The sequence below is a fragment of the Pseudomonas sp. 4CAES_32.4 genome (assembly GCF_058136335.1).
Genome location: NZ_CM176882.1, coordinates 4,716,847 through 4,742,206, shown reverse-complemented (window position 1 = coordinate 4,742,206; position 25,360 = coordinate 4,716,847). Strand labels below are relative to the sequence as shown.

Here is a 25,360-nt window from a genome sequence, read left to right as displayed (position 1 = left end):
CAATGCTCAAGGGACTGATGCGCCTGGCTCCGTGCGCCGCTCTGCTGTTCTCAATGCTGTCCACCGCGCATGCCGAAGATAACCGAATGGTGTTTACCGGTACGTTGGGCAAAATGCCGATCGTGTTCGAAGTCGATACCAGTGACCCGGAGCAAGTTACCGGTCGCTACTTCTACGAGAAGTTTCACCGCGATCTAGAGCTTAACGGCACCTATAAAAATGACGTTTTGCTGCTCACAGAAGGCAGCAATCGGATGGACCCGGACAAGCCATTACCGACCCTCAAACTAAAACCGATTGAGGCCGGCTGGAAGGGCGAATGGCAAAACGCTAAAGGCAAAAAACTGCCTGTACTGGTCACCGATACGCCACTTCCCGAAGTACCGGCGAATGCTCTTCCCTACATCGCCAAGTTGCCCAAGACCGAGCCCTACGAATATCTGCGGCTTCAGGGACTCAAACTCAAACCCGGTAAAAAGCAGGACTTCATGGGTTACTCCCTGCAATGGTGGGAAGAGCCCGACACCAAGATGTCCATATTCAGCATCGAATCCGGGATGCCACAAGAAGATCTGCAACGGGTTAACCAGCAATTGCTCGGGCGCTTGTGGGACGAGGCCATCAGTTACTACGGTTGCCAGTTGCGAGGTCGCGGCTATGCCGAATTCCTCCAGGACGTTACTCCGACGTTTATCTCGCCCAGTGTCATCAGCCTGAACATTTCCACCAGCTACGACTGCGGCGGCGCGCACCCGGACTTCGGCGATTCCCCGCTCAACATCGATGTGAAAACCGGCCATCCGTTGTCGCTCGAAGACGTGCTCTGGGTGGGCGAGGGCCAGCCAATCCTTCACGCCGATCGTTACCGAGGCGGTGACCAGCCGTTGACCGAGGCCGAAGACGCAGCGCGCTTTAAGTATCAACGCGAAGTCTTCGGGCCGTGGCTGATCAAACAACTCACCGCGTTGTACCCGGATGAAATGAAGAAACCGGAGGAAGGCGATGAAGACAGTTGCGACTTCACCAATGAAGACAACTGGAGCTATTCCAACTGGCACTTCAGCGAAAAAGGTTTGTATGTGGGCGCGTACTTTGCCCGCGTCGAGCGAGCCTGCGATTCACCCGACTGGTCGATCCTGCCGTACTCGCTGATCAAACAACACCCCGGCGCCGTCAAACTGCAACTGCCACAAGGCTAACCATCACTCCAGACCCGGCGCTTCACGAATAATGAAGTGATCCAGGTTCTCGATATTGGCATTGAAGACCTCGAAAGGCTTTTCGGGGTTCTTCTTGCCAGGCACCTGCTTCAACTCCGGCGTCACCCCATAGAAGAAACAGAACAACGCCTTGTCACTATCCGCCGCGTGCTTGATCTCCTCCAGAAACGCCTTGCGCTTGCGGTAGTTGTCGATCAACTTCTTGTTCAGATAAACACTGACCGGATACGGCTTCTTCTTGCTGTCTTCGGGCTTCTTGAACCAGACCTTGTCCTCGAAATCGATACGAAAACTGGCACCACTGTGGAAGTCCTCGATCTTCTTGATCCGCCCCCAGTAAATCAGCCCCTTGTTGTCCGTCAGATACTCAATCTTCTTGAAGAACGAACTGTACGGCGCCGAATGCTCACCGACCTTCAACGGCATCCGCTTAAGCAACTCCTTGTCGGCGAAGTTCGAAACAAAACACTCCACCGGATGCGCAAACACACTGGTCTTGTCCGGCGCCGACTCACGACTCGCCGACTCTTTACCACCGTCCGCCACCACCCGCACCGGATCATCGCGCAACACATCCGCCGCCCCCGCTGGCGCGACAGGCTTGCGCACATACTCACGCCGGGTCAGCAACAACTCCGATGGGAAGTGCTCCTCACGCCCGTCATCCACCTCGCCATCTGCCGTCTCAACACCAGACGCTGAAGCCTTCAAACTCACATACGGACAACCCGCCACATGCTGCGTAGTGGGCAGATTCTTGAAGTGCGGCGTGCGAACGTAATTCACGTTCTTGGCGTTGAACGTGCCCAACTCGTTGGAAGCCTCGAACGCCGAACGACAGCCATCGTTGGGGCACTGGAAGTGTTCCTTCGCCGAGTCAAACGCCACCGTCTCATCGAAATTGAGATCGCGAACATCATAGATCGACAACTTGTCGTCGAGGCTGAGGCAGTAGGCGAGATCGAATTTCATGGTGGGGCTCGGATCCTTGAGTGGGGGAGGGGTATTAATAGCGGGAGGCGGCGCGGGTTGCACTGATTGTTTTCAGGATGATGCGGAATCTGTGGGAGTCAGCGTGCTGGCGATTCTTGGCATCAACTAGATTTCAATGCACACACCTCCATTGCAGGTCACGCATCACCCTGTGGCGAGGGAGCTTGCTCCCGCTGGGCTGCGAAACAGTCCCAAGAACAGCAAATACGGTTAGTCAGATGAACCGCGACTATTCCTTTTCGAGTCTTCCAACGTTGTCATACAGCCAAGCAGTGAAAGCCTCTCTGTCGTCAGAATGGTGGCAGCGTCGATGACAGTTTGGGCATAGCGCTACGGTGTTGGTCTTGAAGTCCGTCCCGTTGTCCGACAAATGCTTAACGTGGTGAACCTCAAGGTAAGGTTCTCCATTCATTTCAAACGGACCTGGTTGTCCACATCCCTCACAGACACCCTTGGCGTTGAACAGAATCCAATTTTTGACTTTGGATATGCGGGCGTAGGTTTTGGTTGTCCTGACGATTCGCTGAGGTATCTGCACACCCTCTGGCTCACTCACAAAATCACGTTGTTTCGCTCGTTGTACATTTCGAAGTGATGATTCTTCTTGCGTGGAAGGTGTACCCGAATCCAGCGTAATGAGGCCTTTAGATTCTAGGATTTTGATCAGGCGCGCGGTAATCCCTGAACCGAGATTCACTTTTGGTTTGTAGCTAGAGATCGTTTTCAGCCCAAGATCTTCGAACAGAGCGGTAATGTTCTGCAGTCGATAGTCAATCGACTTGGTGTTTCGCCCGGCGAGTACGCCGCTCTGCAGACGCTTGTGCTCCAAGGACTTATTAAATTTTTGATCATTTGGGTAGCGAGCCTGAATATCGAGATAGCCATCAACCGAAACTTCAAGCTCCTCATCCGTCCAGCCACTATTTTCTTTTTCCGTATCCATAAAATCGCCGAGGGTTGAAAACCTTCGGACGATACTGAGTGGCCATCACAGATGTCTACGAAAACTCCTACAAAAAATAGCGACGGATCTCGCGTGCATTCCTACAAGAGCATCGCTCAACCCATCGAATGCTTCGACGCCCGAAACGCCTGAGCGACCCTTCGCCACCAAGGCTTCGTCGCCATCGCTTTTCGTGGTGTCTGATCACTCAACAGATAAGGCATGTCCCGCAGCCGAATCCAATCTTCGTTCTGCCAATGCAGCAGACTCAAAGACATCTCCGGCCAATCCAACAAACTCAACATCGGCCGATCTGAATGCCCCGAGTGTTCTGCATCGCGTAAGGCCGGCACTACCTGATGAGTCAGCCACTCACGCAGCAACCGATTGCCCGGAACGTAGTGATAAACCAGCAGCGCATAGACGCCGGATTCACTGAGCATCAATTGTTTTTCGGGTTGCCGGAAATACTCAATCGACAGGACGCGACGTTGATCCTTGTCTAGCTTGTTGACCATGCGTTCGCTGAGATGCACACCCATCAAACGACCGATGTCGCGGGCGCAAAACCATGGCTGGTTTTCAACCAAAAGGCCGTGCAGATAGAGGCCGTGGCGTTTAAAAGTCGTGGGAATGATTGGTTCGGCAAGGTCGTCCTCCGAGGTAGTGGGAGGCAGCAGCCATTTTTTTGTAAACATATCCTTACCTCTACGTTTAAGTTAAAAGAGCCGTAACCCGACGTAGAGGAATTAAGAATATCCCAACAAGCATTATTGTTTGCACATTAAACATATATATTCTTGATGGAATATAGATCGTAATGTGTAAATGATTCAGCTTCTACGTTGGGTGTTTCTTAGGCACCTATGTGTACCTTAGGTGCGATAGGTTTTCGCGTCAATAAGGTTGTGTGCTTTTTTATGTAGGAATTGTCCGTAAATCTAGGCGATGTATTGATATCGCCTAGATTATTTTCGGTTTAGTTTATTTTTTTAGAGACAAAAGAAGTGCGCCAGCGGTGCCCTGGGGAATAAGGCCTTGTGCTATTTTTTTCTGTAAATATGCAGGGAATTTTTGAGGTAAATATATCTTTTCTAGCCAGATTCTGAAATCGCCCAGAGCGCTCAGTGGATATATATTTGCTTCGGTTTTTGCTGCTGATTGAGGGAAGTAGTCTGGGTATTCATGAGGGAATTTTTTTCTCTCACCATGGACTGCTTCGAGATTTTCTGAAGCCCAGTGTCTGGCCCACATCTGCCCAACACTGATGTCTGGAACAGTATGTGTGTCAATGATCAGTCCTGACTCAATTGCAGATACAACGATGTCTGCAATTTCTCTGAAAACACTAAAGAAACCTGCAGGCAGTTTGTTTAGTAAGATTCTGTCGTGGTAGTGGCGCCATGAGTCTAGTTTAAGTGACTCGGGTGAGAATCCAACTCCTTCGTAGATAAAGGCCCGCAGGGTTCTGCGGGCTAGCAGCCTAAAGTTTCTTTGCGCTATCTGGTTGTCGGTATTATCTGAGTCAAATGCGTAATATTCTAGGATTGCCATGCAGACTGTGTCTGGGTAGGCGCTGATTTTTTGGCCGTTTTGCTCTGTTTTAATAACTATCCGTTCAGCTGTGAAATTTTGCTGAATCAATAGCTGTTTAATTCTTTTTCCTCTGGGCTTGAATACTTCATCGTGCCAATTGTTGGCTAAGTCACTGATAGTTTTAGGGTTTACTCCGCAGAGCCTAGCTAAGCCTCTTTCGGTGAGATAAGGGGTAGTGTCGTTCAAAACGCCCATTTGTATCCCGTCGATCTCCGCGAAAGAAGCCGAGGGCAATTCTAGCGGTAGTTCTGACTGCATTAGCTCGCTCATCATCAGCTCCGAATAAGTTTTATGGCTTCATTTATTAGTAATGGAGGGTACAGATAATCCATGTGGGATTCTGGGTTTTTCTTCTTGTTATAAGTTATGCCCTGTTCCAAGCACAGTTTTGCGCACATGGCTCTCAGATGTTGCAGGTCAATAATTATAGACCTGTCCGAGCAGTAGTTTTGCACATCTATAAGGTCGGAGTTATCACTTGGAAGCGTAATTGTCTCGATTTTCTGATTTATTTCTTCGAGTTGTCGCTCGGTTTCTTCAAAGCGTAAACGGGTTTCGTTAGCGAGTTTTTCTCGCTCTTCGATTTCTTTTATAAGTAGATTGGTATGCTGTGCGAGGGTTTGGGCTAGAGACATTATCTCTGAGCCGCCCTGTTTAACTGGTGCGGGGTATGTCCCGTACTTCCTTACTGCCGGTATTACTTCGTGAAATATCCATCTTTGAAATGATTTACTGGCTGGAGTGCTGTCGCGAGAGATTATTCGGTATAAACCGGGTTCTGTAATAAAAACCTCTGTTCTCGGTTGCGCAGATAAATCGTCGATGACTGGGAAGTGTTTGTATTCGTCGCTGTCCAGTACATCGCGTTGAGCTTTTACTAACTGTCCTAGACCAGTTTTTCCTTGTTCGTTTATAGCTGTATTGGTTTTTGCTAGAGTCAAAACAACATCTTCTAACGAGATGTATAAGTTTTCATCGATGTAGAAGCTTCTGATTTTCGAGGTGCCATGAATAGCGTGATAATCCAGCAGTATTGGCGTATGCATTTTAATTTCCTATAAAAAAGCCCCGCACTTGCGGGGCTTTAATTTATTCAGCTAAGCATCCTTTAGGCTTTTGCTGTTATAGCATGGCTCAACGCCATCATCAATCCCAGCTCAATGCACCACCAGTCTGATACTCAATAACCCGAGTCTCAAAGAAATTCTTCTCTTTCTTCAAGTCCATAATCTCGCTCATCCAAGGGAACGGGTTAGTCGTCCCTGGATACTCTTCCTTCAAACCGATCTGCGACAAACGACGGTTAGCGATGAACTTCAGGTAGTCCTCCATCATCGCCGCATTCATACCCAACACCCCGCGTGGCATGGTGTCACGCGCGTATTCGATCTCCAGCTGCGTACCCTGCAGAATCATCTGGGTCGCTTCTTCCTTCATCTCAGCATCCCACAAATGCGGGTTTTCGATTTTGATCTGGTTGATCACGTCGATGCCGAAGTTCAGGTGCATGGATTCGTCGCGCAGGATGTATTGGAACTGCTCGGCGACGCCGGTCATTTTGTTGCGGCGGCCCATGGAGAGGATTTGGGTGAAGCCGCAGTAGAAGAAGATGCCTTCCAGAACGCAGTAGTAGGCGATCAGGTTGCGCAGCAGCTCTTTGTCGGTGTCCGGGGTGCCGGTTTCGAACTTCGGATCGGAGATCGAACGGGTGTATTTCAGGCCCCAGGCGGCTTTTTTCGCGACCGATGGGATCTCGTGGTACATGTTGAAGATTTCGCCTTCATCCATGGCCAGCGATTCGATGCAGTACTGGTAGGCGTGGGTGTGGATCGCTTCTTCGAAAGCCTGGCGCAGGATGTACTGGCGGCATTCCGGGTTGGTGATCAGGCGGTACACGGCCAGGACCAGGTTGTTGGCAACCAGGGAGTCGGCGGTGGAGAAGAAGCCGAGGTTGCGCATGACGATGCGGCGCTCGTCGTCGGTCAGGCCTTCCGGGTCTTTCCAGAGGGCGATGTCGGCGGTCATGTTGACTTCTTGCGGCATCCAGTGGTTTGCGCAACCGTCCAGATACTTCTGCCAGGCCCAGTCGTACTTGAATGGCACGAGTTGGTTGAGGTCGGCGCGGCAGTTGATCATGCGCTTTTCGTCAACGGCGACACGGGCGGAGGCGCCTTCGAGTTCGGCGAGGCCTTCGGCGACGTCGAGGGAGTTCAGTGCAGCCTTGGCGCGGGCGACAGCGGCCGAGTCGTCGGCAGTCACGGCGCGGGCTTCGATCGCGGCGGCACCGCCAGCGTTGTCGAGGCGGTCCATGTTGGCTTCAGTAGCGTGGCCGGCGTTGGCGCCTTTCACGGTTGCTACTTCACTGTCTTCTTTGTCGAATTCGTCCCAGCTCAGCATGACGTGTCGTCTCCTGCGTGAGGGCCTGTCGCCCGTGTGAAACCTGATTGGTTGGTTTTTCACACGGTCGTACAGACCGCGTTGGATCTTAAGGAATCGTTTTTTGCAGCAGCTAAGGCAGGCAATAAAACAGAATTTTGTACGGGTTTCCGAGAGCCTCTGACGGGCGCAGATCACGTTTAACGCGACTGCGGGGCTTCAGAATGGCTTTGGTCCCTGTAAGGGAATATTGCTGACCCGATTAGGGCGGCATTATAGGGAAAAAACACGCGCGTGGGGGGAGGCGAATCAGCACAGGGCGGTCGATCGGAAAGGGTATTTCAGTCGGAGCGAGGGTTTACAGGGCTTTCGCCGATGTTGGCCCGTGAGAATTTTTTTTGATTAATTTTTTCGCTGGGCTTTGGTTGCTCAAGAAATGAGCAAAAAACCGCGTTTTTCACTATATCTTGTGTTTTGCAACCCTTTTGAACCACTCCAGACACAACTGAGCCCGACCGAAGTCGGGCTGGAATCGACCCTCAATGAAGCGCTGAGAGATCCAATTCGGTGCAGTCTGCAATCATTAATTGGTGCAACCGTTGCCCATCACGCTGTAGCGCAGGATGTGACGCTGGCCTTTGGAGTCGTCGTACTCCATTTTTGCCGGTACTACTTCGCAGACGTTGGGGATTTCACTCATCGATACAACGTTGGCGATGTCCAGGTGAGTGGAGTAAGTGTATTCCTCGATCACCGGTTGTTGCTGTGCGACATCAGTCGGGACCTCATCTGCCATGGCGGTTGCGCACAGACTGCTGAGGGCCAGAACCAATAAAGCTTTCATTTCAATTTTACCTTTTTGAGGTCGAGTGGGGTCACGCAACCTTTTTAGGGTTGCGTGTGGAACTTCATCGTTTGCAGTTATTACTTGAGAGCTGGATTAACGGCCTTTCGTGGGGGCTGTATCGTTGTTAATCGCGGTTGCCTTGTTGGCGAGGTGGATTTTAGGGAGATGGGGCGGGCGTAAACAGAGCGGGTTTTGATAAACACCTTTGGCAGATTTGGTAACAATCGCTTGAGATGGGGTAGGGGCTGGATTGATAACCGGGTGTTTTGTCTGTGGGACCGAGTTGTCTGAATCGCTGGCAAGCCAGCTCCCACAGGGTTCGGGGGTGTTTTGGGAGTTGGTGTCCGGCTTGCAAACGGGGAAGGTGGAGGATTTGTAGGGGCTTGTTACTACCATCGTCGAATGGTTCTATGGCCCCCGCCCCGTTACAACAGGGTCATACAAAAACAACTATTACACCGAGGTAGGAAAGATGAGTGCGGCTTCTCTGTATCCCGTTCGTCCCGAGGTTCTGGCTAACACGCTGACTGACGAGGCGACCTACAAAGCCATGTACCAGCAGTCGGTCGTCAACCCTGACGGTTTCTGGCGCGAGCAAGCTCAGCGTCTCGACTGGATCAAACCTTTCACCACGGTGAAACAGACTTCCTTCGACGATCACCATGTCGACATCAAGTGGTTTGCCGACGGCACCCTGAACGTTTCATACAACTGCCTCGACCGTCATCTGGCCGAGCGCGGCGATCAAGTCGCGATCATCTGGGAAGGCGACGATCCTTCCGAAAGCCGCAACATCACCTACCGCGAACTGCACGAGCAAGTGTGCAAACTGGCCAACGCCCTGCGTGGTCAGGACGTACACCGCGGCGACGTGGTGACCATTTATATGCCGATGATTCCCGAAGCCGTGGTCGCCATGCTGGCCTGCACCCGGATCGGCGCGATTCACTCGGTGGTGTTCGGCGGTTTCTCGCCGGAAGCGCTGGCCGGTCGCATCATCGACTGCAAATCGAAAGTGGTGATCACCGCTGACGAAGGCATCCGCGCTGGCAAGAAGATTTCCCTCAAGGCCAACGTCGACGACGCGCTGACCAACCCGGAAACCAGCAGCATCCAGAAAGTCATCGTCTGCAAGCGCACCGGTGGCGACATCAAGTGGAACCAGCATCGCGACATCTGGTACGAAGACCTGATGAAAGTGGCGGGCACCGTTTGCGCGCCGAAAGAAATGGGCGCCGAAGAAGCGCTGTTCATCCTTTATACCTCCGGCTCGACCGGCAAGCCGAAGGGCGTACAGCACACCACTGGCGGTTATCTGCTGTACGCGGCAATGACCCACGAGCGCGTGTTCGACTACCGTCCGGGCGAGGTTTACTGGTGCACCGCCGACGTCGGCTGGGTCACCGGCCACAGCTACATCGTCTACGGCCCGCTGGCCAATGGCGCGACCACGCTGCTGTTCGAAGGCGTGCCGAACTATCCGGACATCACCCGGGTGGCGAAGATCATCGACAAGCACAAGGTCAACATCCTCTACACCGCACCGACCGCGATCCGCGCGATGATGGCTTCGGGTCAGGCCGCGGTTGAAGGTGCGGACGGCAGCAGCCTGCGTCTGCTTGGTTCGGTCGGTGAGCCGATCAACCCGGAAGCCTGGGACTGGTACTACAAGAATGTCGGCAAGTCGCGTTGCCCGATCGTTGATACCTGGTGGCAGACCGAAACCGGCGGCAACATGATGAGCCCGTTGCCGGGTGCGCATGCGCTGAAGCCGGGATCGGCGGCGCGTCCGTTCTTCGGTGTGGTGCCGGCACTGGTCGACAACCTCGGTAACATTATTGAGGGCGAGGCTGAAGGCAATCTGGTGATTCTCGATTCGTGGCCAGGTCAGGCGCGTACGCTGTATGGCGATCACGATCGTTTCGTTGATACCTACTTTAAGACTTTCCGTGGCATGTACTTCACCGGTGACGGCGCGCGTCGTGATGCCGATGGTTACTACTGGATCACCGGGCGTGTCGATGACGTGCTCAACGTGTCTGGTCACCGTATGGGCACGGCCGAGATCGAGAGCGCGATGGTTGCGCATCCGAAAGTTGCTGAAGCGGCGGTGGTGGGTGTGCCGCATGACATCAAGGGGCAGGGCATTTATGTCTATGTCACGTTGAAGAATGGCGAGGAGCCGACCGAGCAATTGCGTCTGGAACTGAAGAACTGGGTGCGCAAAGAGATCGGACCGATTGCTTCGCCGGACGTGATCCAGTGGGCACCTGGGCTGCCGAAGACGCGCTCGGGCAAGATCATGCGCCGCATTCTGCGCAAGATTGCCACGGCGGAATATGACGGGTTGGGGGATATCTCGACGCTGGCGGATCCGGGTGTGGTGCAGCATTTGATTGATACGCACAAGACGATGAATGTTGCTTAAGTAGCAGGTCTGAAAAGAAGAAAGCCCTGTCCGGTGTATGCCGGGCGGGGCTTTTTTGTGTCTGCAGGTTTTGTGCTGGTAGGACTGGCCTCATCGCTAGCAGGGCTAGCTCCCACAGGATTTGTGGTGTGCTGGGAGTATGAGTTTCAGCGAAAATTTGAGCTGGATGGACCGATCTCATCGCTAACAGGGCTAGCTCTCAGAGGTTTTGTGGTGTGCTGGGGGTTTGAGTTTCAGCGAAAATTTGAGCTGGATGGACTGACCTCATCGCTTGCAGGGCTAGCTCTCACAGGTTTTGTGGTGTGCTGGGGGTTTGAGTGTCAGCGAAAATTTGAGCTGGATGGACTGACCTCATCGCTAGCAGGGCTAGCTCCCACAGGTTTTGTGGTGTGCTGGGGGTTTGAGTTTCAGCGAAAATTTGAGCTGATGGGCTGGCCTCATCGCTAGCAGGGCTAGCTCCCACAGGATTTGTGGTGTGCTGGGGGTTTGAGTTTCAGCGAAAATTTGAGCTGGATGGGCTGGCCTCATCGCTAGCAGGACTAGCTCCCACAGGATTTGTGGTGTGTCGGAAATTTCAGCTTCACCGCATATTCTTGTGGGAGCTAGCCCTGCTAGCGATAGCCATTTGTAAGACGCTGGTGTAGTCCGCTGTCGGAACGCAGACCCGACCAACCAATAATTATCGATCTGTGCTGTAAGACATTTCCCGCTGTTACCCCGCGCCTTCCACGTAACCGAATGTGTAACCGCTCGCCCTGCGACGGGGCAAAGGGAAACGCATTGCCCCGTTTTAGAGCCTCTAAACCCGCTCCAAAAAATAAGGCTTAACGCTGCGCTTGCCGGATTAGAAGGGTTTGCGAATAATAGGCCCGCAATTTGCAGCATGGATCGGTTCACTGTCTTTCGCTCTTGCATGAAATTGCAGGGCTGTCAATGAGCTCAAGTCGCTTTCTCTGTGCATCTGTAATTAGTTGTCGCATTGAAGAAATATCGGCTTCGGGCCTGTCGTTAGAATGCCGATCACTCGCTCATCGTGGCTGACGTTGAAACCTCCTCCGGTTTCAATGGGAAATTTCCCACCGATGCAGCAACCGATTTCCCGATTCACCCATTCGCATATTGGGCTGTCGCTCACTCTGCCGTTTTTGCCCTTTACCGATGGAGTCCCGAGATGAAGAAACTTGTGCTGCTTGGCGCCCTGGCACTGTCCGTGCTGTCGCTGAATGCCTTCGCTGACGAAAAACCTCTGAAGATCGGTATCGAAGCGGCTTACCCTCCGTTCGCTTCGAAAGCACCGGACGGCAGCATCGTTGGTTTCGACTACGACATCGGCAACGCTCTGTGCGAGCAGATGCAGGTCAAGTGTGTGTGGGTCGAGCAAGAGTTCGACGGTCTGATCCCGGCACTGAAAGTGCGCAAGATCGACGCGATCCTGTCGTCCATGTCGATCACTGAAGATCGCAAGAAGTCGGTCGACTTCACCAACAAGTACTACAACACCCCGGCACGTCTGGTCATGAAGGCCGGTACTCAGGTCAGCGAAGGTCTGGCTGAGCTGAAGGGCAAGAACATCGGCGTACAACGTGGTTCGATTCACGAGCGCTTCGCCCGCGAAGTCCTGGCCCCGCTGGGTGCCGAGATCAAGCCGTATGGCTCGCAGAACGAAATCTACCTCGACGTGGCCGCCGGTCGCCTCGACGGCACCGTGGCTGACGCCACCCTGCTGCAAGACGGCTTCCTGAACACCGATGCTGGCAAAGGTTTCGCCTTCGCAGGCCCTGCGTTCACCGACGTCAAATACTTCGGCGACGGCGTAGGCATCGCAGTCCGTAAGGGCGATGCCCTGAAAGACAAGATCAACACCGCGATCGCGGCCATCCGCGAAAACGGCAAATACAAAGCAATCCAGGACAAGTACTTCGCCTTCGATATCTACGGCAAGTAACACGTCTCTGCGACAAGTCCGAAATGGCGCAAGCAACAGGATCTCTGCGGTTTGCGCCATTTTTTCATCCCAACTTTCGAGGACCTGAATCATGTTGAAAGGCTACGGGGCTGTCATCCTCGATGGCGCATGGCTGACGCTTCAGCTCGCCTTGTCGTCCATGGCTCTGGCCATCGTTCTCGGGCTGATCGGTGTCGCGTTGCGCCTGTCGCCGGTGCGCTGGCTGGCCTGGCTGGGCGATCTGTATTCCACGGTGATTCGCGGCATTCCCGATCTGGTGCTGATCCTGCTGATTTTCTACGGCGGTCAGGACTTGCTCAACCGCGTGGCGCCGATGCTTGGTTACGACGACTACATCGATCTGAATCCATTGGCGGCCGGTATCGGCACCCTCGGTTTCATTTTCGGTGCGTACCTGTCGGAAACCTTCCGTGGCGCGTTCATGGCGATCCCGAAAGGTCAGGCCGAAGCGGGCATGGCGTATGGCATGAGCAGTTTTCAGGTGTTCTTCCGGGTGATGGTGCCGCAGATGATTCGTCTGGCGATTCCGGGTTTCACCAACAACTGGCTGGTACTGACCAAGGCCACCGCGCTGATTTCCGTGGTCGGTCTGCAAGACATGATGTTCAAGGCCAAGCAGGCGGCAGATGCCACTCGCGAGCCTTTCACCTTCTTCCTCGCAGTGGCGGCGATGTACCTGGTGATCACCAGCGTCTCGTTGCTGGCATTGCGTCAACTTGAGAAGCGCTACTCGGTAGGCGTAAGGGCGGCTGATCTATGATCTTCGACTACAACGTCATTTGGGAGGCGATGCCGCTGTACCTCGGCGGGCTGTTGACCACCCTCAAATTGCTCGCGCTGTCGCTGTTTTTCGGTCTGCTCGCGGCACTCCCGCTGGGGCTGATGCGCGTCTCGAAGAACCCGGTCGTCAACGGCGCCGCGTGGCTGTACACCTACGTGATTCGCGGTACGCCGATGCTGGTGCAACTGTTCCTGATCTACTACGGTCTGGCCCAGTTCGAAGCGGTCCGCGAAAGTATTTTCTGGCCGTGGCTGTCCAGCGCAACGTTCTGTGCGTGCCTGGCCTTTGCGGTCAACACCAGCGCCTACACCGCGGAAATCATCGCCGGTAGCCTCAAGGCCACGCCGAACGGTGAGATCGAAGCGGCCAAGGCCATGGGTATGTCGCGCTTCAAACTGTACAAACGCATCCTGCTGCCATCGGCCCTGCGCCGCGCACTGCCGCAGTACAGCAACGAAGTGATCATGATGCTGCAGACCACCAGTCTGGCCTCCATCGTGACCCTGATCGACATCACTGGCGCGGCGCGCACCGTCAATGCGCAGTTCTATCTGCCGTTCGAGGCGTACATCACTGCTGGCGTGTTCTACCTGTGCCTGACGTTCATTCTGGTCAAACTGTTCAAACTGGCCGAGCGTCGCTGGTTGAGCTACCTGGCCCCGCGGAAACACTGATATGGAACGCATCGATCACGTATTGCCGTGGAGCCATCTGGGCAGCGAGCGCAAGATTTCGGTCTTTCGCTTTGGCCACGGCGAGCGCAAGGCCTACATTCAGGCCAGCCTCCACGCTGATGAATTGCCGGGCATGCGCACCGCCTGGGAGCTGAAAAAGCGCCTCGGCGAACTTGAAGCCAAAGGTTTGCTCAACGGTGTCATCGAGCTGGTGCCCGTCGCCAACCCGCTGGGTCTTGGGCAGTTGCTGCAAGGCAATCACCAGGGCCGTTTCGAGGCGGGCAGCGGCAAGAATTTCAACCGTGATTTCGTTGAGCTGAGCGCGCCGGTTGCGACCGTTTTGGCTGAAAGCCTCGGTGATGACCCGCACGCCAATGTGCGTTTGATTCGTCAGGCGATGGCTGATCATCTGGCGGCATTGCCGGAAGCGAGCAGCCAGTTGCAAGGCATGCAGCGCGTATTGCTCAGTCATGCTTGCACCGCCGATGTGGTGCTTGATCTGCATTGCGATGCCGAGGCCGCGCTGCACATGTACGCGTTGCCGCAGCATTGGCCGCAGTGGCGTTCGCTGGCGGCGCACCTGAATGTGCGCGTGGGTTTGCTCGCGGAAGATTCCGGCGGCAGCTCTTTTGACGAGGCGTGCTCGCTGCCTTGGTTGCGTCTGTCGCGGCAGTTCCCCGAGGCGCAAATTCCGCTGGCATGCTTGGCCACAACCATCGAATTGGGCGGGCAGGCCGACACCGGCCGCGCTGAAGCCGAAGCCTACGCTGAAGGCATTCTCGCATTCCTCGCCGAGCAAGGTTTGATCACCGGCGAGTGGCCGAATCCGGCCCATGAAGCCTGTGAAGGCATGCCGTTCGAGGGTACCGAATTGCTGCTCGCACCCCATCCGGGCGTCGTAAGTTTTCTGCGCAAGCCCGGCGAGTGGGTCGAGGCGGGCGACGAGATTTTTGAAGTGATTGATCCTGTGTCCGATCGGGTCAGCACGGTATGTGCTGGTACCTCCGGGGTGCTGTTTGCCATTGAACGGCTGCGCTATGCCCAACCCGGTTTCTGGCTGGCCAAGGTGGCGGGGCGCGAAGCGCTGCGTCACGGGCGCTTGCTCAACGACTGACTGACTGTTTTTGTGAGAACCGACCGCATGTACAAACTTGAAGTCCAAGACCTGCATAAACGCTATGGCAGTCACGAAGTGCTCAAGGGCGTGTCCCTGAAAGCGGCAGCCGGCGATGTGATCAGCATCATCGGCTCCAGTGGCTCCGGCAAAAGTACTTTCCTGCGCTGCATCAACCTGCTCGAGCAGCCGCACGCGGGCAAGATTCTGCTCAACAACGAAGAGCTGAAGCTGGTGGCGAACAAGGACGGCGCGCTGAAAGCCGCTGATCCGAAGCAGCTGCAACGCATGCGTTCGCGTCTGTCGATGGTGTTCCAGCATTTCAATCTGTGGTCGCACATGACCGCGATTGAAAACATCATGGAAGCGCCGGTTCACGTGCTCGGCGTACCCAAATACGAAGCGCGCGAAAAAGCCGAGTACTACCTGAACAAGGTCGGCGTGGCCCATCGTAAAGATGCGTTCCCGGGCCACATGTCCGGTGGCGAGCAGCAGCGCGTGGCGATCGCCCGTGCGCTGGCGATGGAGCCTGAGGTGATGCTGTTCGACGAGCCGACCTCGGCGCTTGACCCTGAACTGGTAGGCGACGTGCTGAAAGTCATGCAAGCGCTGGCTCAGGAAGGTCGCACCATGGTTGTGGTGACGCACGAAATGGGCTTTGCCCGTGAAGTGTCGAATCAACTGGTGTTCCTGCACAAAGGCGTGGTTGAAGAGAGCGGCAACCCGCGTGAAGTGCTGGTCAATCCGCAATCAGAACGTTTGCAACAATTCCTCTCGGGCAGCCTCAAGTAATCGCTGCCGTTATGCACCAAATTAGGTCATGCTTCGCGACCTGAAAACCGGCACCATTCCCTGTGGGAGCTGGGTTGCCAGCGATAGCGGTGAAACAGATTGCATATCTGGCACAGACATATCGCAATCGCTGGCAAGCCAGCTCCCACAGTTGATTGATGTTGGTCTCAAGATTTGTGTTCATTTACGGGCTAGCATTGGCCCACGCCTTCATCACTGTTTTTCGCTTCGGATTGCCCGCCCATGACTGCCCATCGAATTGGTTTCCTGATTTGGCCCAGCACTAAAGCGTTGACGCTGGCGCTGGCGGAGGAAGCCTTGCGTGTCGCTCAGCGTGTGCACCCGGACGTGGTCTACGAACTGTCGTTCCTGCAAGCCGAACCGCCGGTTGAAGGTGCCTGGCAGCTGCCCGGTGAGGCCTGGACCGGCAAACTCGAAAACTTTCAGAAGCTGTTCCTCCTGGCCGACGAGCCACCGACCACGTTGGCGCCGGCTCTGAGCAGTGCGCTCAAGCAATTGGTGCGCGCCGGTACGGTCATTGGCGGTCTTTCGGCTGGCGTGTATCCGCTGGCGCAACTCGGTTTGCTCGACGGTTATCGCGCTGCCGTGCACTGGCGTTGGCAGGACGATTTCGCTGAACGTTTCCCGAAAGTCATCGCCACCAGCCATCTGTTCGACTGGGATCGCGATCGCCTGACCGCGTGCGGCGGCATGTCGGTTCTCGATCTGCTGCTGGCAGTGCTGGCCCGTGATCACGGTGCCGAGCTGGCCGGTGCTGTCTCGGAAGAATTGGTGGTAGAGCGCATTCGTGAGGGTGGCGAGCGTCAGCGCATTCCGTTGCAGAATCGTCTCGGCTCCAGTCATCCGAAACTCACCCAAGCGGTGCTGTTGATGGAAGCCAACATCGAAGAACCGCTGACCACCGACGAAATCGCCCAGCACGTCTGCGTATCCCGTCGTCAGCTGGAGCGGATCTTCAAGCAATACCTCAACCGTGTGCCGAGCCAGTACTACCTGGAATTGCGCCTGAACAAGGCCCGGCAAATGTTGATGCAGACCAGCAAGTCGATCATCCAGATCGGTTTGTCCTGTGGCTTCTCTTCGGGGCCGCATTTCTCCAGCGCCTATCGCAACTTCTTCGGTGCCACGCCGCGAGAAGATCGCAACCAGCGGCGCAGCAGCAGCCCGTTCGAATTGTCGTCGGTGCCGCCCGAGCGCGGTTGACCCGCGCGTTGTCCTGCGTCGACTTTGCCCCTCGCTAAAGTCGACGACTTCCTCTTCGTACTTGCATTGAATCGCCGGTGTGTTTTTGGCCATGAGCGGTCATCTGCGCTGGAAACGTCCGCCCAGTAAAAACCGTTATTCAGAACGATGTGCGATACATATATACCGCACATGAAAATTCCTGATCGGCTACAAACCCGCAAGCCTGCCGTAAACGGGCGCGGCCAGTTAAACTGCGCCTTTGCGACGCTATATGTCGCATTGCCGTAAACCCGGGAAAATCCGGGGTTTGCGCTATAAGAAGTTGTCGCTTGGCGGCAAGGCCGGGCTGAAAACTGTCCTTACAATCCCCCCATCGCTCGCCAGTTTCAGGCGAGCGTTCCTCATCAGGAGACTCCGATGTCCGTTGAGCACGCTGCGGTACAACGCGCCGATTTCGACCAGGTAATGGTTCCCAACTACGCGCCTGCCGCTTTCATTCCGGTGCGTGGCGCCGGTTCCCGCGTCTGGGATCAGGCCGGCCGCGAGCTGATCGACTTCGCCGGCGGGATTGCCGTTAACGTATTGGGCCACGCGCACCCGGCGCTGGTCGGTGCATTGACCGAACAGGCGAACAAGCTGTGGCACGTGTCCAACGTGTTCACCAATGAACCGGCCCTGCGCCTGGCGCACAAGCTGATCGACGCCACGTTCGCCGAGCGCGTGTTCTTCTGCAACTCCGGCGCCGAAGCCAACGAGGCCGCGTTCAAGCTGGCCCGCCGTGTGGCGTTCGACCGTTTCGGCACTGAGAAGTACGAAATCATCGCCGCGCTGAACAGCTTCCACGGCCGCACCCTGTTCACCGTTAACGTCGGTGGCCAGTCGAAGTACTCCGACGGTTTCGGCCCAAAAATCACCGGCATTACCCACGTGCCTTACAACGACCTGGCGGCGCTGAAAGCCGCCGTTTCCGACAAGACCTGTGCGGTCGTGCTGGAACCGATCCAGGGCGAGGGCGGCGTGCTGCCGGCCGAACTGGCTTACCTGCAAGGTGCCCGTGAACTGTGCGACGCGAACAACGCGCTGCTGGTGTTCGACGAAGTGCAAACCGGCATGGGCCGCAGCGGCAAGCTCTTCGCCTACCAGCATTACGGCGTGACCCCGGACATCCTCACCAGCGCCAAGAGCCTGGGCGGCGGTTTCCCGATCGCGGCGATGTTGACCACCGAGGCGCTGGCCAAGCATCTGGTCGTCGGCACTCACGGCACCACGTACGGCGGCAACCCGCTGGCGTGCGCGGTCGCAGAAGCGGTGATCGACGTGATCAATACGCCAGAAGTGCTCGCCGGCGTTAACAGCAAGCATGACAAGTTCAAAGCGCGCCTTGAGCAGATCGGCGAGAAATACGGCCTGTTCACTCAGGTACGCGGCCTCGGTCTGCTGATTGGTTGCGTGCTGAATGAGGCCTGGAAAGGCAAGGCCAAAGACATCTTCAACGCCGCTGAAAAAGAAGGCCTGATGATTCTGCAAGCCGGCCCGGACGTGATCCGCTTCGCTCCGAGCCTGGTGGTGGAAGACGCCGATATCGATGCCGGTCTGGATCGTTTCGAGCGCGCTGCTGCAGCATTGACGCAAGCCTGATAGACCCTTCGGCGCCTGGAGTTTTTCAGGCGTCGATCCCAATTTTTTGTTTCGGGCTGGATTAAAAATGTGGGAGCTAGCCCTGCTAGCGATGAGGGCCTGGCAGCCAACATCAATGTTGTCTGATCGGACGCCATCGCTAGCAGGCTAGCTCCCACAGTTGACTCTGAGTTGAATCAGAGACGGCCCGGAATATTTTTACTTCTGTGATTTTATAAGAGAAAGGAGTGACACCATGCTGGTGATGCGCCCCGCGCAAATGGCTGATCTGGGCGAGGTACAGCGTCTGGCTGCGGACAGCCCGATTGGTGTCACTTCCTTGCCGGATGACGTGGAACGTCTGAGCGACAAGATTGCCGCGAGCGAAGCCTCGTTTGCTGCCGAAGTGAGCTTCAACGGTGAAGAGAGTTACTTCTTCGTCCTCGAAGATTCCGCCACCGGCAAATTGGTCGGCTGCTCGGCAATTGTCGCCTCGGCCGGTTACTCGGAGCCGTTCTACAGCTTCCGCAACGAGACCTTCGTGCATGCCTCCCGCGAGCTGAAGATCCACAACAAGATCCACGTGCTCTCGCAGTGCCACGACCTGACCGGCAACAGCTTGCTCACCAGTTTTTATGTGCAGCGCGAGTTGGTCGGTTCGCCATGGTCCGAGCTCAACTCCCGTGGTCGCCTGTTGTTCGTTGCCAGCCACCCGGAGCGTTTCGCTGATTCGGTGGTGACCGAGATCGTTGGTTACAGCGACGAAAACGGTGATTCGCCATTCTGGGATGCGATCGGTCGCAATTTCTTCGACCTCAACTACGCCGAAGCCGAGCGCCTGTGCGGGCTGAAAAGCCGTACGTTCCTCGCCGAGCTGATGCCGCATTACCCGATCTACGTGCCGCTGCTGCCGGACTCCGCCCAAGAGGCGATGGGCCAGGTGCACCCGCGTGCGCAGATCACCTTCGACATCCTGATGCGCGAAGGCTTCGAGACCGATCACTACATCGACATTTTCGACGGTGGCCCGACCCTGCATGCACGCGTTTCGGGGATCCGTTCGATCGCCCAGAGCCGCGTGGTGCCGGTGAAGATCGGCGAGACGGTGAAAGGTGCCGGGCGCCAGTATCTGGTGGCCAACGCGCAGTTGCAGGATTACCGCGCGGTACTGCTGGAACTGGATTACGCGCCGGGTAAACCGGTGACTCTGGATCTGGAAGCGGCCGAAGCCCTGGGCGTCGGTGAAGGTGCCAGCGTGCGCCTGGTGGCGGTTTAACGCCTTAGCGAGTTTCACGGGTGGCGAAGGCGGCCCGTTTGAGGAGATAGCATGATTGTTCGTCCCGTACGCAGCAGCGATTTATCCGCTCTGATCGACCTGGCCCGCAGCACCGGCACCGGCCTGACCACGTTGCCGGCCAACGAAGAACGTCTGGCCCATCGGGTCGGCTGGGCCGAGAAGACCTTTCGCGGCGAAGCCGGTCGCGGTGATGCGGACTATCTGTTCGTGCTCGAAGACGACGACGGTCGCGTGGTGGGGATTTCCGCCATCGCAGGTGCGGTCGGCATGCGTGAGCCCTGGTACAACTTCCGTGTTGGCCTGACGGTCAGCGCTTCGCAAGAACTGAACATCTATCGCGAAATTCCGACGCTGTTCCTCGCCAACGACCTGACCGGTAATTCCGAGCTGTGCTCGCTGTTCCTGCACGCCGATTATCGCAGCGGGCTCAACGGCCGCATGCTGTCGAAGGCGCGGATGTTGTTCATCGCTGAATTCCCTGAATTGTTCGGCAACAAGATCATCGCCGAAATGCGCGGTGTCTCCGATGACGCCGGCCGTTCGCCGTTCTGGGAAAGCCTGGGTCGTCACTTCTTCAAAATGGAATTCAGCCAGGCCGATTACCTCACCGGTGTCGGCAACAAGGCCTTCATCGCCGAACTGATGCCGAAATTCCCGCTGTACACCTGCTTCCTGTCGCCGGACGCACGCAGTGTGATCGGCCAGGTTCACCCGGACACCGAGCCGGCACTGTCGATGCTCAAGGGTGAAGGTTTCAGCTATCAGGGCTACGTCGACATTTTCGATGCGGGCCCGGCCATCGAGTGCGAGACCGGCAAGATCCGCGCGGTGCGTGACAGTGAAGCGCTGGTGTTGGCCGTGGGGACGCCGGGCGATGACGCCACGCCGTTCATCATCCACAACCGCAAGCGCGAAGACTGCCGCATCACCGCTGCGCCGGCGCGTCTCGCTGCCGGCACGCTGGTGGTTGATCCGCAGACCGCCAAACGTCTTCAACTCAACGCTGGCGATCAAGTGCGCGCCGTGGCGTTGTCCGCTGCACGGGAGTCGAAATAATGAATTCGCTATACATCGCAGGTGAGTGGCTGGCCGGTCAGGGCGAAACCTTTCAATCGCTGAACCCGGTGACCCAGCAGGTGCTGTGGTCGGGGGAGGGCGCCACCACTGCTCAGGTTGAATCGGCTGTGCAAGCGGCGCGTCAGGCATTTCCGGAGTGGGCACGTCGCACGCTGGATGAGCGCATCAGCGTGCTTGAGGCCTTTGCCGCGTCGCTGAAAAACCACGCCGACGAACTGGCTCGCACCATCGGTGAAGAGACTGGCAAACCGCTGTGGGAATCCGCGACCGAAGTGACCAGCATGGTCAACAAGATCGCCATCTCGGTGCAAAGCTACCGTGAGCGTACCGGCGAGAAGAGCGGCCCGTTGGGCGACGCCACCGCTGTGTTGCGCCACAAGCCGCACGGTGTGGTCGCGGTGTTCGGCCCTTACAACTTCCCTGGGCACTTGCCGAACGGCCACATCGTGCCGGCGTTGCTGGCCGGTAACAGCGTGCTGTTCAAGCCAAGCGAGCTGACCCCGAAAGTCGCCGAGCTGACGGTCAAATGCTGGATCGAAGCCGGTCTGCCGGCAGGGGTTTTGAACCTGCTGCAAGGTGCTCGCGAAACCGGCATCGCGCTGGCGGCGAATCCTGGCATCGACGGCCTGTTCTTCACCGGTTCGAGCCGCACGGGCAATCATCTGCACCAGCAGTTCGCCGGGCGCCCGGACAAGATCCTCGCGTTGGAAATGGGCGGCAACAACCCGCTAGTGGTCGATCAAGTCGCCGATCTTGACGCGGCGGTTTACACAATTATTCAGTCGGCCTTCATTTCTGCCGGTCAGCGCTGCACTTGCGCGCGTCGTCTGTTGGTGCCGCAAGGCGCATGGGGCGACAGCCTGCTCAAGCGTCTGGTTGAAGTCAGCGCGACCATTGAAGTTGGCGCATTCGATCAACAACCGGCGCCGTTTATGGGCTCGGTGATTTCCCTCGGCGCGGCGAAAGCGCTGATGGACGCTCAAGAACATCTGTTGGCCAACGGCGCGGTGTCGTTGCTGGCGATGACTCAGCCGCAGGCGCAAGCCGCGTTGCTGACGCCGGGCATTGTTGATGTGACTGCCGTTGTTGAGCGTCCGGACGAAGAACTGTTCGGCCCGCTGCTGCAAGTGATCCGCTACGTTGATTTCGAAGCGGCGATCGTTGAAGCCAACAACACCGCTTATGGCCTTGCTGCTGGTTTGCTGTCGGATTCCGAAGCGCGTTATCAGCAGTTCTGGCTGGAAAGCCGCGCCGGCATCGTCAACTGGAACAAACAACTGACCGGTGCTGCGAGCAGCGCGCCGTTCGGTGGCGTCGGCGCCTCGGGCAACCATCGCGCCAGCGCCTATTACGCAGCGGATTATTGCGCGTACCCGGTGGCGTCGCTGGAAACCCCGAGCCTGGTGTTGCCATCGGCCCTGACGCCCGGCGTGAAAATGGCGTGATGCCCAATCGCTGGCAAGCCAGCTCCCACAGGGGCGGAGGCGTCCACACATTTTGTGTGCGACGCGGTCACTGTGGGAGCTGGCTTGCCAGCGATGGCCGCACCGCGGTCTTAAAGAATAGTTACTGAAGCCTATAACAACAGATTCTCGTGGAGCCTCGCTGATGAAATCCTATGAAGTCAATTTTGACGGTCTAGTGGGGCCGACCCATAACTACGGTGGTCTGTCCTACGGCAACGTTGCCTCCCAGAGCAACAGCCAGCAGTCTTCGAACCCGAAGGAAGCGGCGCTGCAAGGTCTGGCGAAGATGAAAGCGCTGATGGAAATGGGCTTTCAGCAAGGCGTACTCGCGCCGCAGGAACGTCCGGACGTGGCCGCTCTGCGCCGTTTGGGTTTCAGCGGCACCGACGCGCAAGTAATCGAGCGCGCCGCCAAAGAAGCCATGCCGCTGCTGGTTGCCAGTTGCTCGGCGTCGAGCATGTGGGTGGCCAACGCCGCGACGGTCAGCCCGAGTGCCGACACCGCTGACGGTCGCGTGCACTTCACCGCCGCCAACCTCAACTGCAAATATCACCGCAGCATCGAGCACCCGACCACCAGCCGCGTGCTCGGCGCGATGTTCGCCAATCAGCAGCACTTCGCCCATCACGCCGCATTGCCGGCCGTGGCGCAGTTCGGCGACGAAGGCGCGGCCAACCACACGCGTTTCTGCCGTGAGTATGGCGAGGCGGGTGTCGAGTTCTTCGTGTTCGGCCGCAGTGCCTTTGACAACCGTTACCCGGCGCCGCAGAAATACCCGGCGCGCCAGACCCTTGAAGCCTCGCAAGCCGTTGCCCGTCTGCACGGTCTGCGTGACGAAGGCGTGGTCTACGCGCAGCAGAACCCGAACGTGATCGATCAGGGCGTGTTCCACAACGACGTGATCGCCGTGGGCAATGGCGAGGTGCTGTTCTATCACGAGGACGCGTTCCTCGACACCGAGTCGATGCTGGCCGAACTGCAAGGCAAACTGGCCAAGGTCGGCGGCAACTTCCAGTCCGTGTGTGTGCCGCGTTCGGCGGTCACCGTGGATGACGCGGTGCGTTCCTACTTGTTCAATAGCCAGTTGTTGTCGCGTCCTGACGGCTCGATGCTGCTGATCGTGCCGCAAGAGTGCCAGGCCAACGAGCGCGTGTGGGCTTACCTGCAAAGCCTGACCAGCTCTGGCGGTCTGATCCGCGAAGTGAAAGTCTTCGATCTCAAGCAAAGCATGCAGAACGGTGGTGGCCCGGCGTGCCTGCGACTGCGCGTCGCCCTCAACGAAACCGAACTGGCGGCCGTCAACCCAGGGGTTATCATGACGCCACCGTTGTACGGTTCGTTGACCGCATGGGTTGAAAAGCACTACCGCGACCGCCTGAGCGAAACCGATCTGGCGGATCCGCAATTGCTGCTTGAATGCCGGACGGCACTGGATGAACTGACGCAAATCCTTAAACTGGGCGCGGTTTATCCATTCCAGATCAATTGATGGCCGGCGCGTCGCCTGAACGCGGCGCGCGGCTTGTCTCACCAAGAGAGTAAAAACATGAGCGATTCCCTGCAGCTGATCCTTGAAGACACCGACGGCACGCAACTGGAGACTTCCTGCACCCGCGTCGCGGTCATGTGGCAAGGCAAAGAGCTGTGGATCCAGCAGGACGGCCGTGGCCAGCTGCTGATCGGCGTGGACGTTGAAGAAGGTGATGCCGAATACGCCAACCTGCTGCTGCGCCCATTGGCGACTAATCTGGTAAGTCTGCAACTGGAAATGGAACCGGCTGACGTCGGCGACGACGAAGACCACGTGCACGGCCCGGATTGCAACCACGACCACTAAGGAAACCGCTCTATGCTCGCCCTCGGCAAACTGCTTGAACTGACCCTCGCCGGCCGCGAACCGGCGGAGAAGACTCAACTGACTGTCGAAGGCGTGCGTATGCGCTGGTTGAGCGAAGGTGCGCTGGAGGTTCGGCCACCGGAAGCACGCGACAATGGCTTGGACCTGCTGCTGTCGGCGGGCATCCACGGCAACGAAACAGCGCCGATCGAATTGCTCGATCGGCTGCTGCACGACATCGCTCGCGGCGATCTGAAGCCGCGCGCACGCATTCTGTTCCTGTTCGGTAATCCCGAGGCGATTCGCAAAGGCGAACGTTTCGTCGAGCAGGACGTCAATCGGCTGTTCAATGGCCGTCATGAACAAAGCAGTGGCTCGGAAGCGCTGCGAGCCTGTGAGCTGGAGCGATTGGCGGCGAGTTTCTTCAGCCTGCCGGATCGCCAGCGTCTGCATTACGACCTGCACACGGCGATTCGCGGTTCGAAGATCGAGCAGTTTGCGCTGTATCCGTGGAAGGAAGGTCGCCAGCATTCCCGTGTTGAGCTTGCGCGTTTGCGCGCGGCGGGCATGGAAGCGGTGCTGTTGCAGAACAAACCGTCGATCGTGTTCAGCTCGTACACTTACGACAAATTGGGTGCCGAAGCTTTCACCCTGGAACTGGGCAAGGCCCGACCGTTCGGTCAGAACGACGGGGTGAACGTCTCGCTGCTGGAAACCCGCTTGCAACAGATCATCGAAGGCAGCGAGCCGGAAATGGCTGAGCCAGAGCTGGACGGTTTGCAGCTGTTCAGCGTCGCCCGGGAAATCATCAAGCACAGCGATGCGTTCCGCCTGAACCTGCCGCAGGACATCGAAAACTTTTCAGAATTGGAAATGGGTTATGTGCTGGCCGAAGATCTGGCCAATACCCGCTGGGTCATCGAGGAAGAGGGCGCGCGAATCATTTTCCCTAATCCCAAGGTCAAAAACGGCCTGCGCGCAGGCATCCTGATCGTCCCGACCACTGACGAAAACCTCGCCTGATAGCGATCTTTAAAATCTACACAAAATCATTGTGGGAGCTAGCCCTGCTAGCGATTGGCATGTATCAGTCACCCTAAGTGTCGACTGATACACCGCCATCGCCAGCA

The 25,360-nt window shown here is 56.7% G+C and carries 22 protein-coding genes; 15 read left to right on the top strand and 7 right to left on the bottom strand.

Going from position 1 to position 25,360, the window contains the following annotated elements; all coding sequences use genetic code 11:
• Positions 1–2 precede the first annotated feature (2 nt).
• Entirely contained in the window at positions 3–1,199 is a 1,197-nt protein-coding gene (locus AC3Y64_RS21285; protein WP_489985152.1) for a hypothetical protein, read from the top strand.
• A gap of 3 nt (positions 1,200–1,202) precedes the next feature.
• Here the strand turns inward: AC3Y64_RS21285 and AC3Y64_RS21280 are convergent, their stop codons facing one another.
• The 7 genes from AC3Y64_RS21280 to AC3Y64_RS21250 form a co-directional block, all read right to left on the bottom strand.
• Complete coding sequence (locus tag AC3Y64_RS21280; protein WP_489985151.1) at positions 1,203–2,192, bottom strand: hypothetical protein; 990 nt, start codon at positions 2,190–2,192, stop codon at positions 1,203–1,205.
• A gap of 250 nt (positions 2,193–2,442) precedes the next feature.
• On the bottom strand, positions 2,443–3,156 hold the full coding sequence (locus tag AC3Y64_RS21275) for an HNH endonuclease (RefSeq protein ID WP_489985150.1): 714 nt from the start codon (positions 3,154–3,156) through the stop codon (positions 2,443–2,445).
• Between the two features lie 116 nt (positions 3,157–3,272).
• Positions 3,273–3,854: a BRO-N domain-containing protein gene (locus AC3Y64_RS21270; protein WP_489985149.1), complete on the bottom strand. Its 582-nt coding sequence runs from the start codon at positions 3,852–3,854 to the stop codon at positions 3,273–3,275.
• 286 nt (positions 3,855–4,140) lie between these two features.
• Positions 4,141–5,022 carry a BstA C-terminal domain-containing protein gene (locus AC3Y64_RS21265; RefSeq protein WP_201228164.1) on the bottom strand — a complete coding sequence of 294 codons (882 nt, stop codon included), beginning with the start codon at positions 5,020–5,022 and terminating at the stop codon, positions 4,141–4,143.
• 2 nt (positions 5,023–5,024) lie between these two features.
• Complete coding sequence (locus tag AC3Y64_RS21260) at positions 5,025–5,798, bottom strand: BRO-N domain-containing protein (protein WP_489985148.1); 774 nt, start codon at positions 5,796–5,798, stop codon at positions 5,025–5,027.
• 100 nt (positions 5,799–5,898) lie between these two features.
• Positions 5,899–7,149 (bottom strand): ribonucleotide-diphosphate reductase subunit beta, encoded by a 1,251-nt coding sequence (locus tag AC3Y64_RS21255; RefSeq protein WP_008084848.1) that lies wholly within the window; start codon positions 7,147–7,149, stop codon positions 5,899–5,901.
• Between the two features lie 562 nt (positions 7,150–7,711).
• Positions 7,712–7,972, bottom strand: a complete 261-nt coding sequence (locus tag AC3Y64_RS21250; RefSeq protein ID WP_008084846.1) for a DUF2790 domain-containing protein — start codon at positions 7,970–7,972, stop codon at positions 7,712–7,714.
• Positions 7,973–8,447: 475 nt separating this feature from the next.
• Between AC3Y64_RS21250 and acs the strand changes: the two genes are divergently transcribed.
• The 14 genes from acs to astE all read left to right on the top strand — a co-directional run bounded on the left by acs (position 8,448) and on the right by astE (position 25,253).
• On the top strand, positions 8,448–10,403 hold the full coding sequence (gene acs, locus AC3Y64_RS21245; protein WP_489985147.1) for an acetate--CoA ligase: 1,956 nt from the start codon (positions 8,448–8,450) through the stop codon (positions 10,401–10,403).
• 1,171 nt (positions 10,404–11,574) lie between these two features.
• Positions 11,575–12,348 carry an ABC transporter substrate-binding protein gene (locus AC3Y64_RS21240; RefSeq protein ID WP_158957654.1) on the top strand — a complete coding sequence of 258 codons (774 nt, stop codon included), beginning with the start codon at positions 11,575–11,577 and terminating at the stop codon, positions 12,346–12,348.
• A 91-nt stretch (positions 12,349–12,439) separates the two neighbouring features.
• Positions 12,440–13,129 (top strand): ABC transporter permease, encoded by a 690-nt coding sequence (locus AC3Y64_RS21235; protein WP_158957656.1) that lies wholly within the window; start codon positions 12,440–12,442, stop codon positions 13,127–13,129.
• Entirely contained in the window at positions 13,126–13,824 is a 699-nt protein-coding gene (locus AC3Y64_RS21230) for an ABC transporter permease (protein ID WP_105706868.1), read from the top strand. Before AC3Y64_RS21235 ends, AC3Y64_RS21230 begins: the two co-directional genes overlap by 4 nt.
• Position 13,825: 1 nt before the next feature.
• On the top strand, positions 13,826–14,938 hold the full coding sequence (locus AC3Y64_RS21225; protein WP_489985146.1) for a M14 family metallopeptidase: 1,113 nt from the start codon (positions 13,826–13,828) through the stop codon (positions 14,936–14,938).
• Between the two features lie 27 nt (positions 14,939–14,965).
• Positions 14,966–15,730: an ABC transporter ATP-binding protein gene (locus AC3Y64_RS21220; RefSeq protein ID WP_007912705.1), complete on the top strand. Its 765-nt coding sequence runs from the start codon at positions 14,966–14,968 to the stop codon at positions 15,728–15,730.
• A gap of 243 nt (positions 15,731–15,973) precedes the next feature.
• Entirely contained in the window at positions 15,974–16,954 is a 981-nt protein-coding gene (gene argR / locus AC3Y64_RS21215; RefSeq protein ID WP_489985145.1) for a transcriptional regulator ArgR, read from the top strand.
• Positions 16,955–17,353: 399 nt separating this feature from the next.
• The gene (locus tag AC3Y64_RS21210) at positions 17,354–18,574 is read left to right on the top strand and encodes an aspartate aminotransferase family protein (protein WP_489985144.1); all 1,221 of its coding nucleotides are present in this window, start codon (positions 17,354–17,356) and stop codon (positions 18,572–18,574) included.
• Positions 18,575–18,809: 235 nt separating this feature from the next.
• Complete coding sequence (gene aruF / locus AC3Y64_RS21205) at positions 18,810–19,829, top strand: arginine/ornithine succinyltransferase subunit alpha (protein WP_489985143.1); 1,020 nt, start codon at positions 18,810–18,812, stop codon at positions 19,827–19,829.
• A 51-nt stretch (positions 19,830–19,880) separates the two neighbouring features.
• Positions 19,881–20,906, top strand: a complete 1,026-nt coding sequence (astA, locus tag AC3Y64_RS21200; RefSeq protein ID WP_038366527.1) for an arginine N-succinyltransferase — start codon at positions 19,881–19,883, stop codon at positions 20,904–20,906.
• Entirely contained in the window at positions 20,903–22,372 is a 1,470-nt protein-coding gene (astD, locus tag AC3Y64_RS21195) for a succinylglutamate-semialdehyde dehydrogenase (RefSeq protein ID WP_489988014.1), read from the top strand. The genes astA and astD overlap by 4 nt, the downstream gene beginning before the upstream one ends.
• Before the next feature lie 163 nt (positions 22,373–22,535).
• Positions 22,536–23,882 (top strand): N-succinylarginine dihydrolase, encoded by a 1,347-nt coding sequence (gene astB, locus AC3Y64_RS21190; protein WP_489985142.1) that lies wholly within the window; start codon positions 22,536–22,538, stop codon positions 23,880–23,882.
• Positions 23,883–23,939: 57 nt separating this feature from the next.
• Complete coding sequence (locus tag AC3Y64_RS21185) at positions 23,940–24,230, top strand: hypothetical protein (RefSeq protein WP_007919345.1); 291 nt, start codon at positions 23,940–23,942, stop codon at positions 24,228–24,230.
• Between the two features lie 12 nt (positions 24,231–24,242).
• Entirely contained in the window at positions 24,243–25,253 is a 1,011-nt protein-coding gene (astE, locus tag AC3Y64_RS21180; protein WP_489985141.1) for a succinylglutamate desuccinylase, read from the top strand.
• Positions 25,254–25,360: the final 107 nt, after the last annotated feature.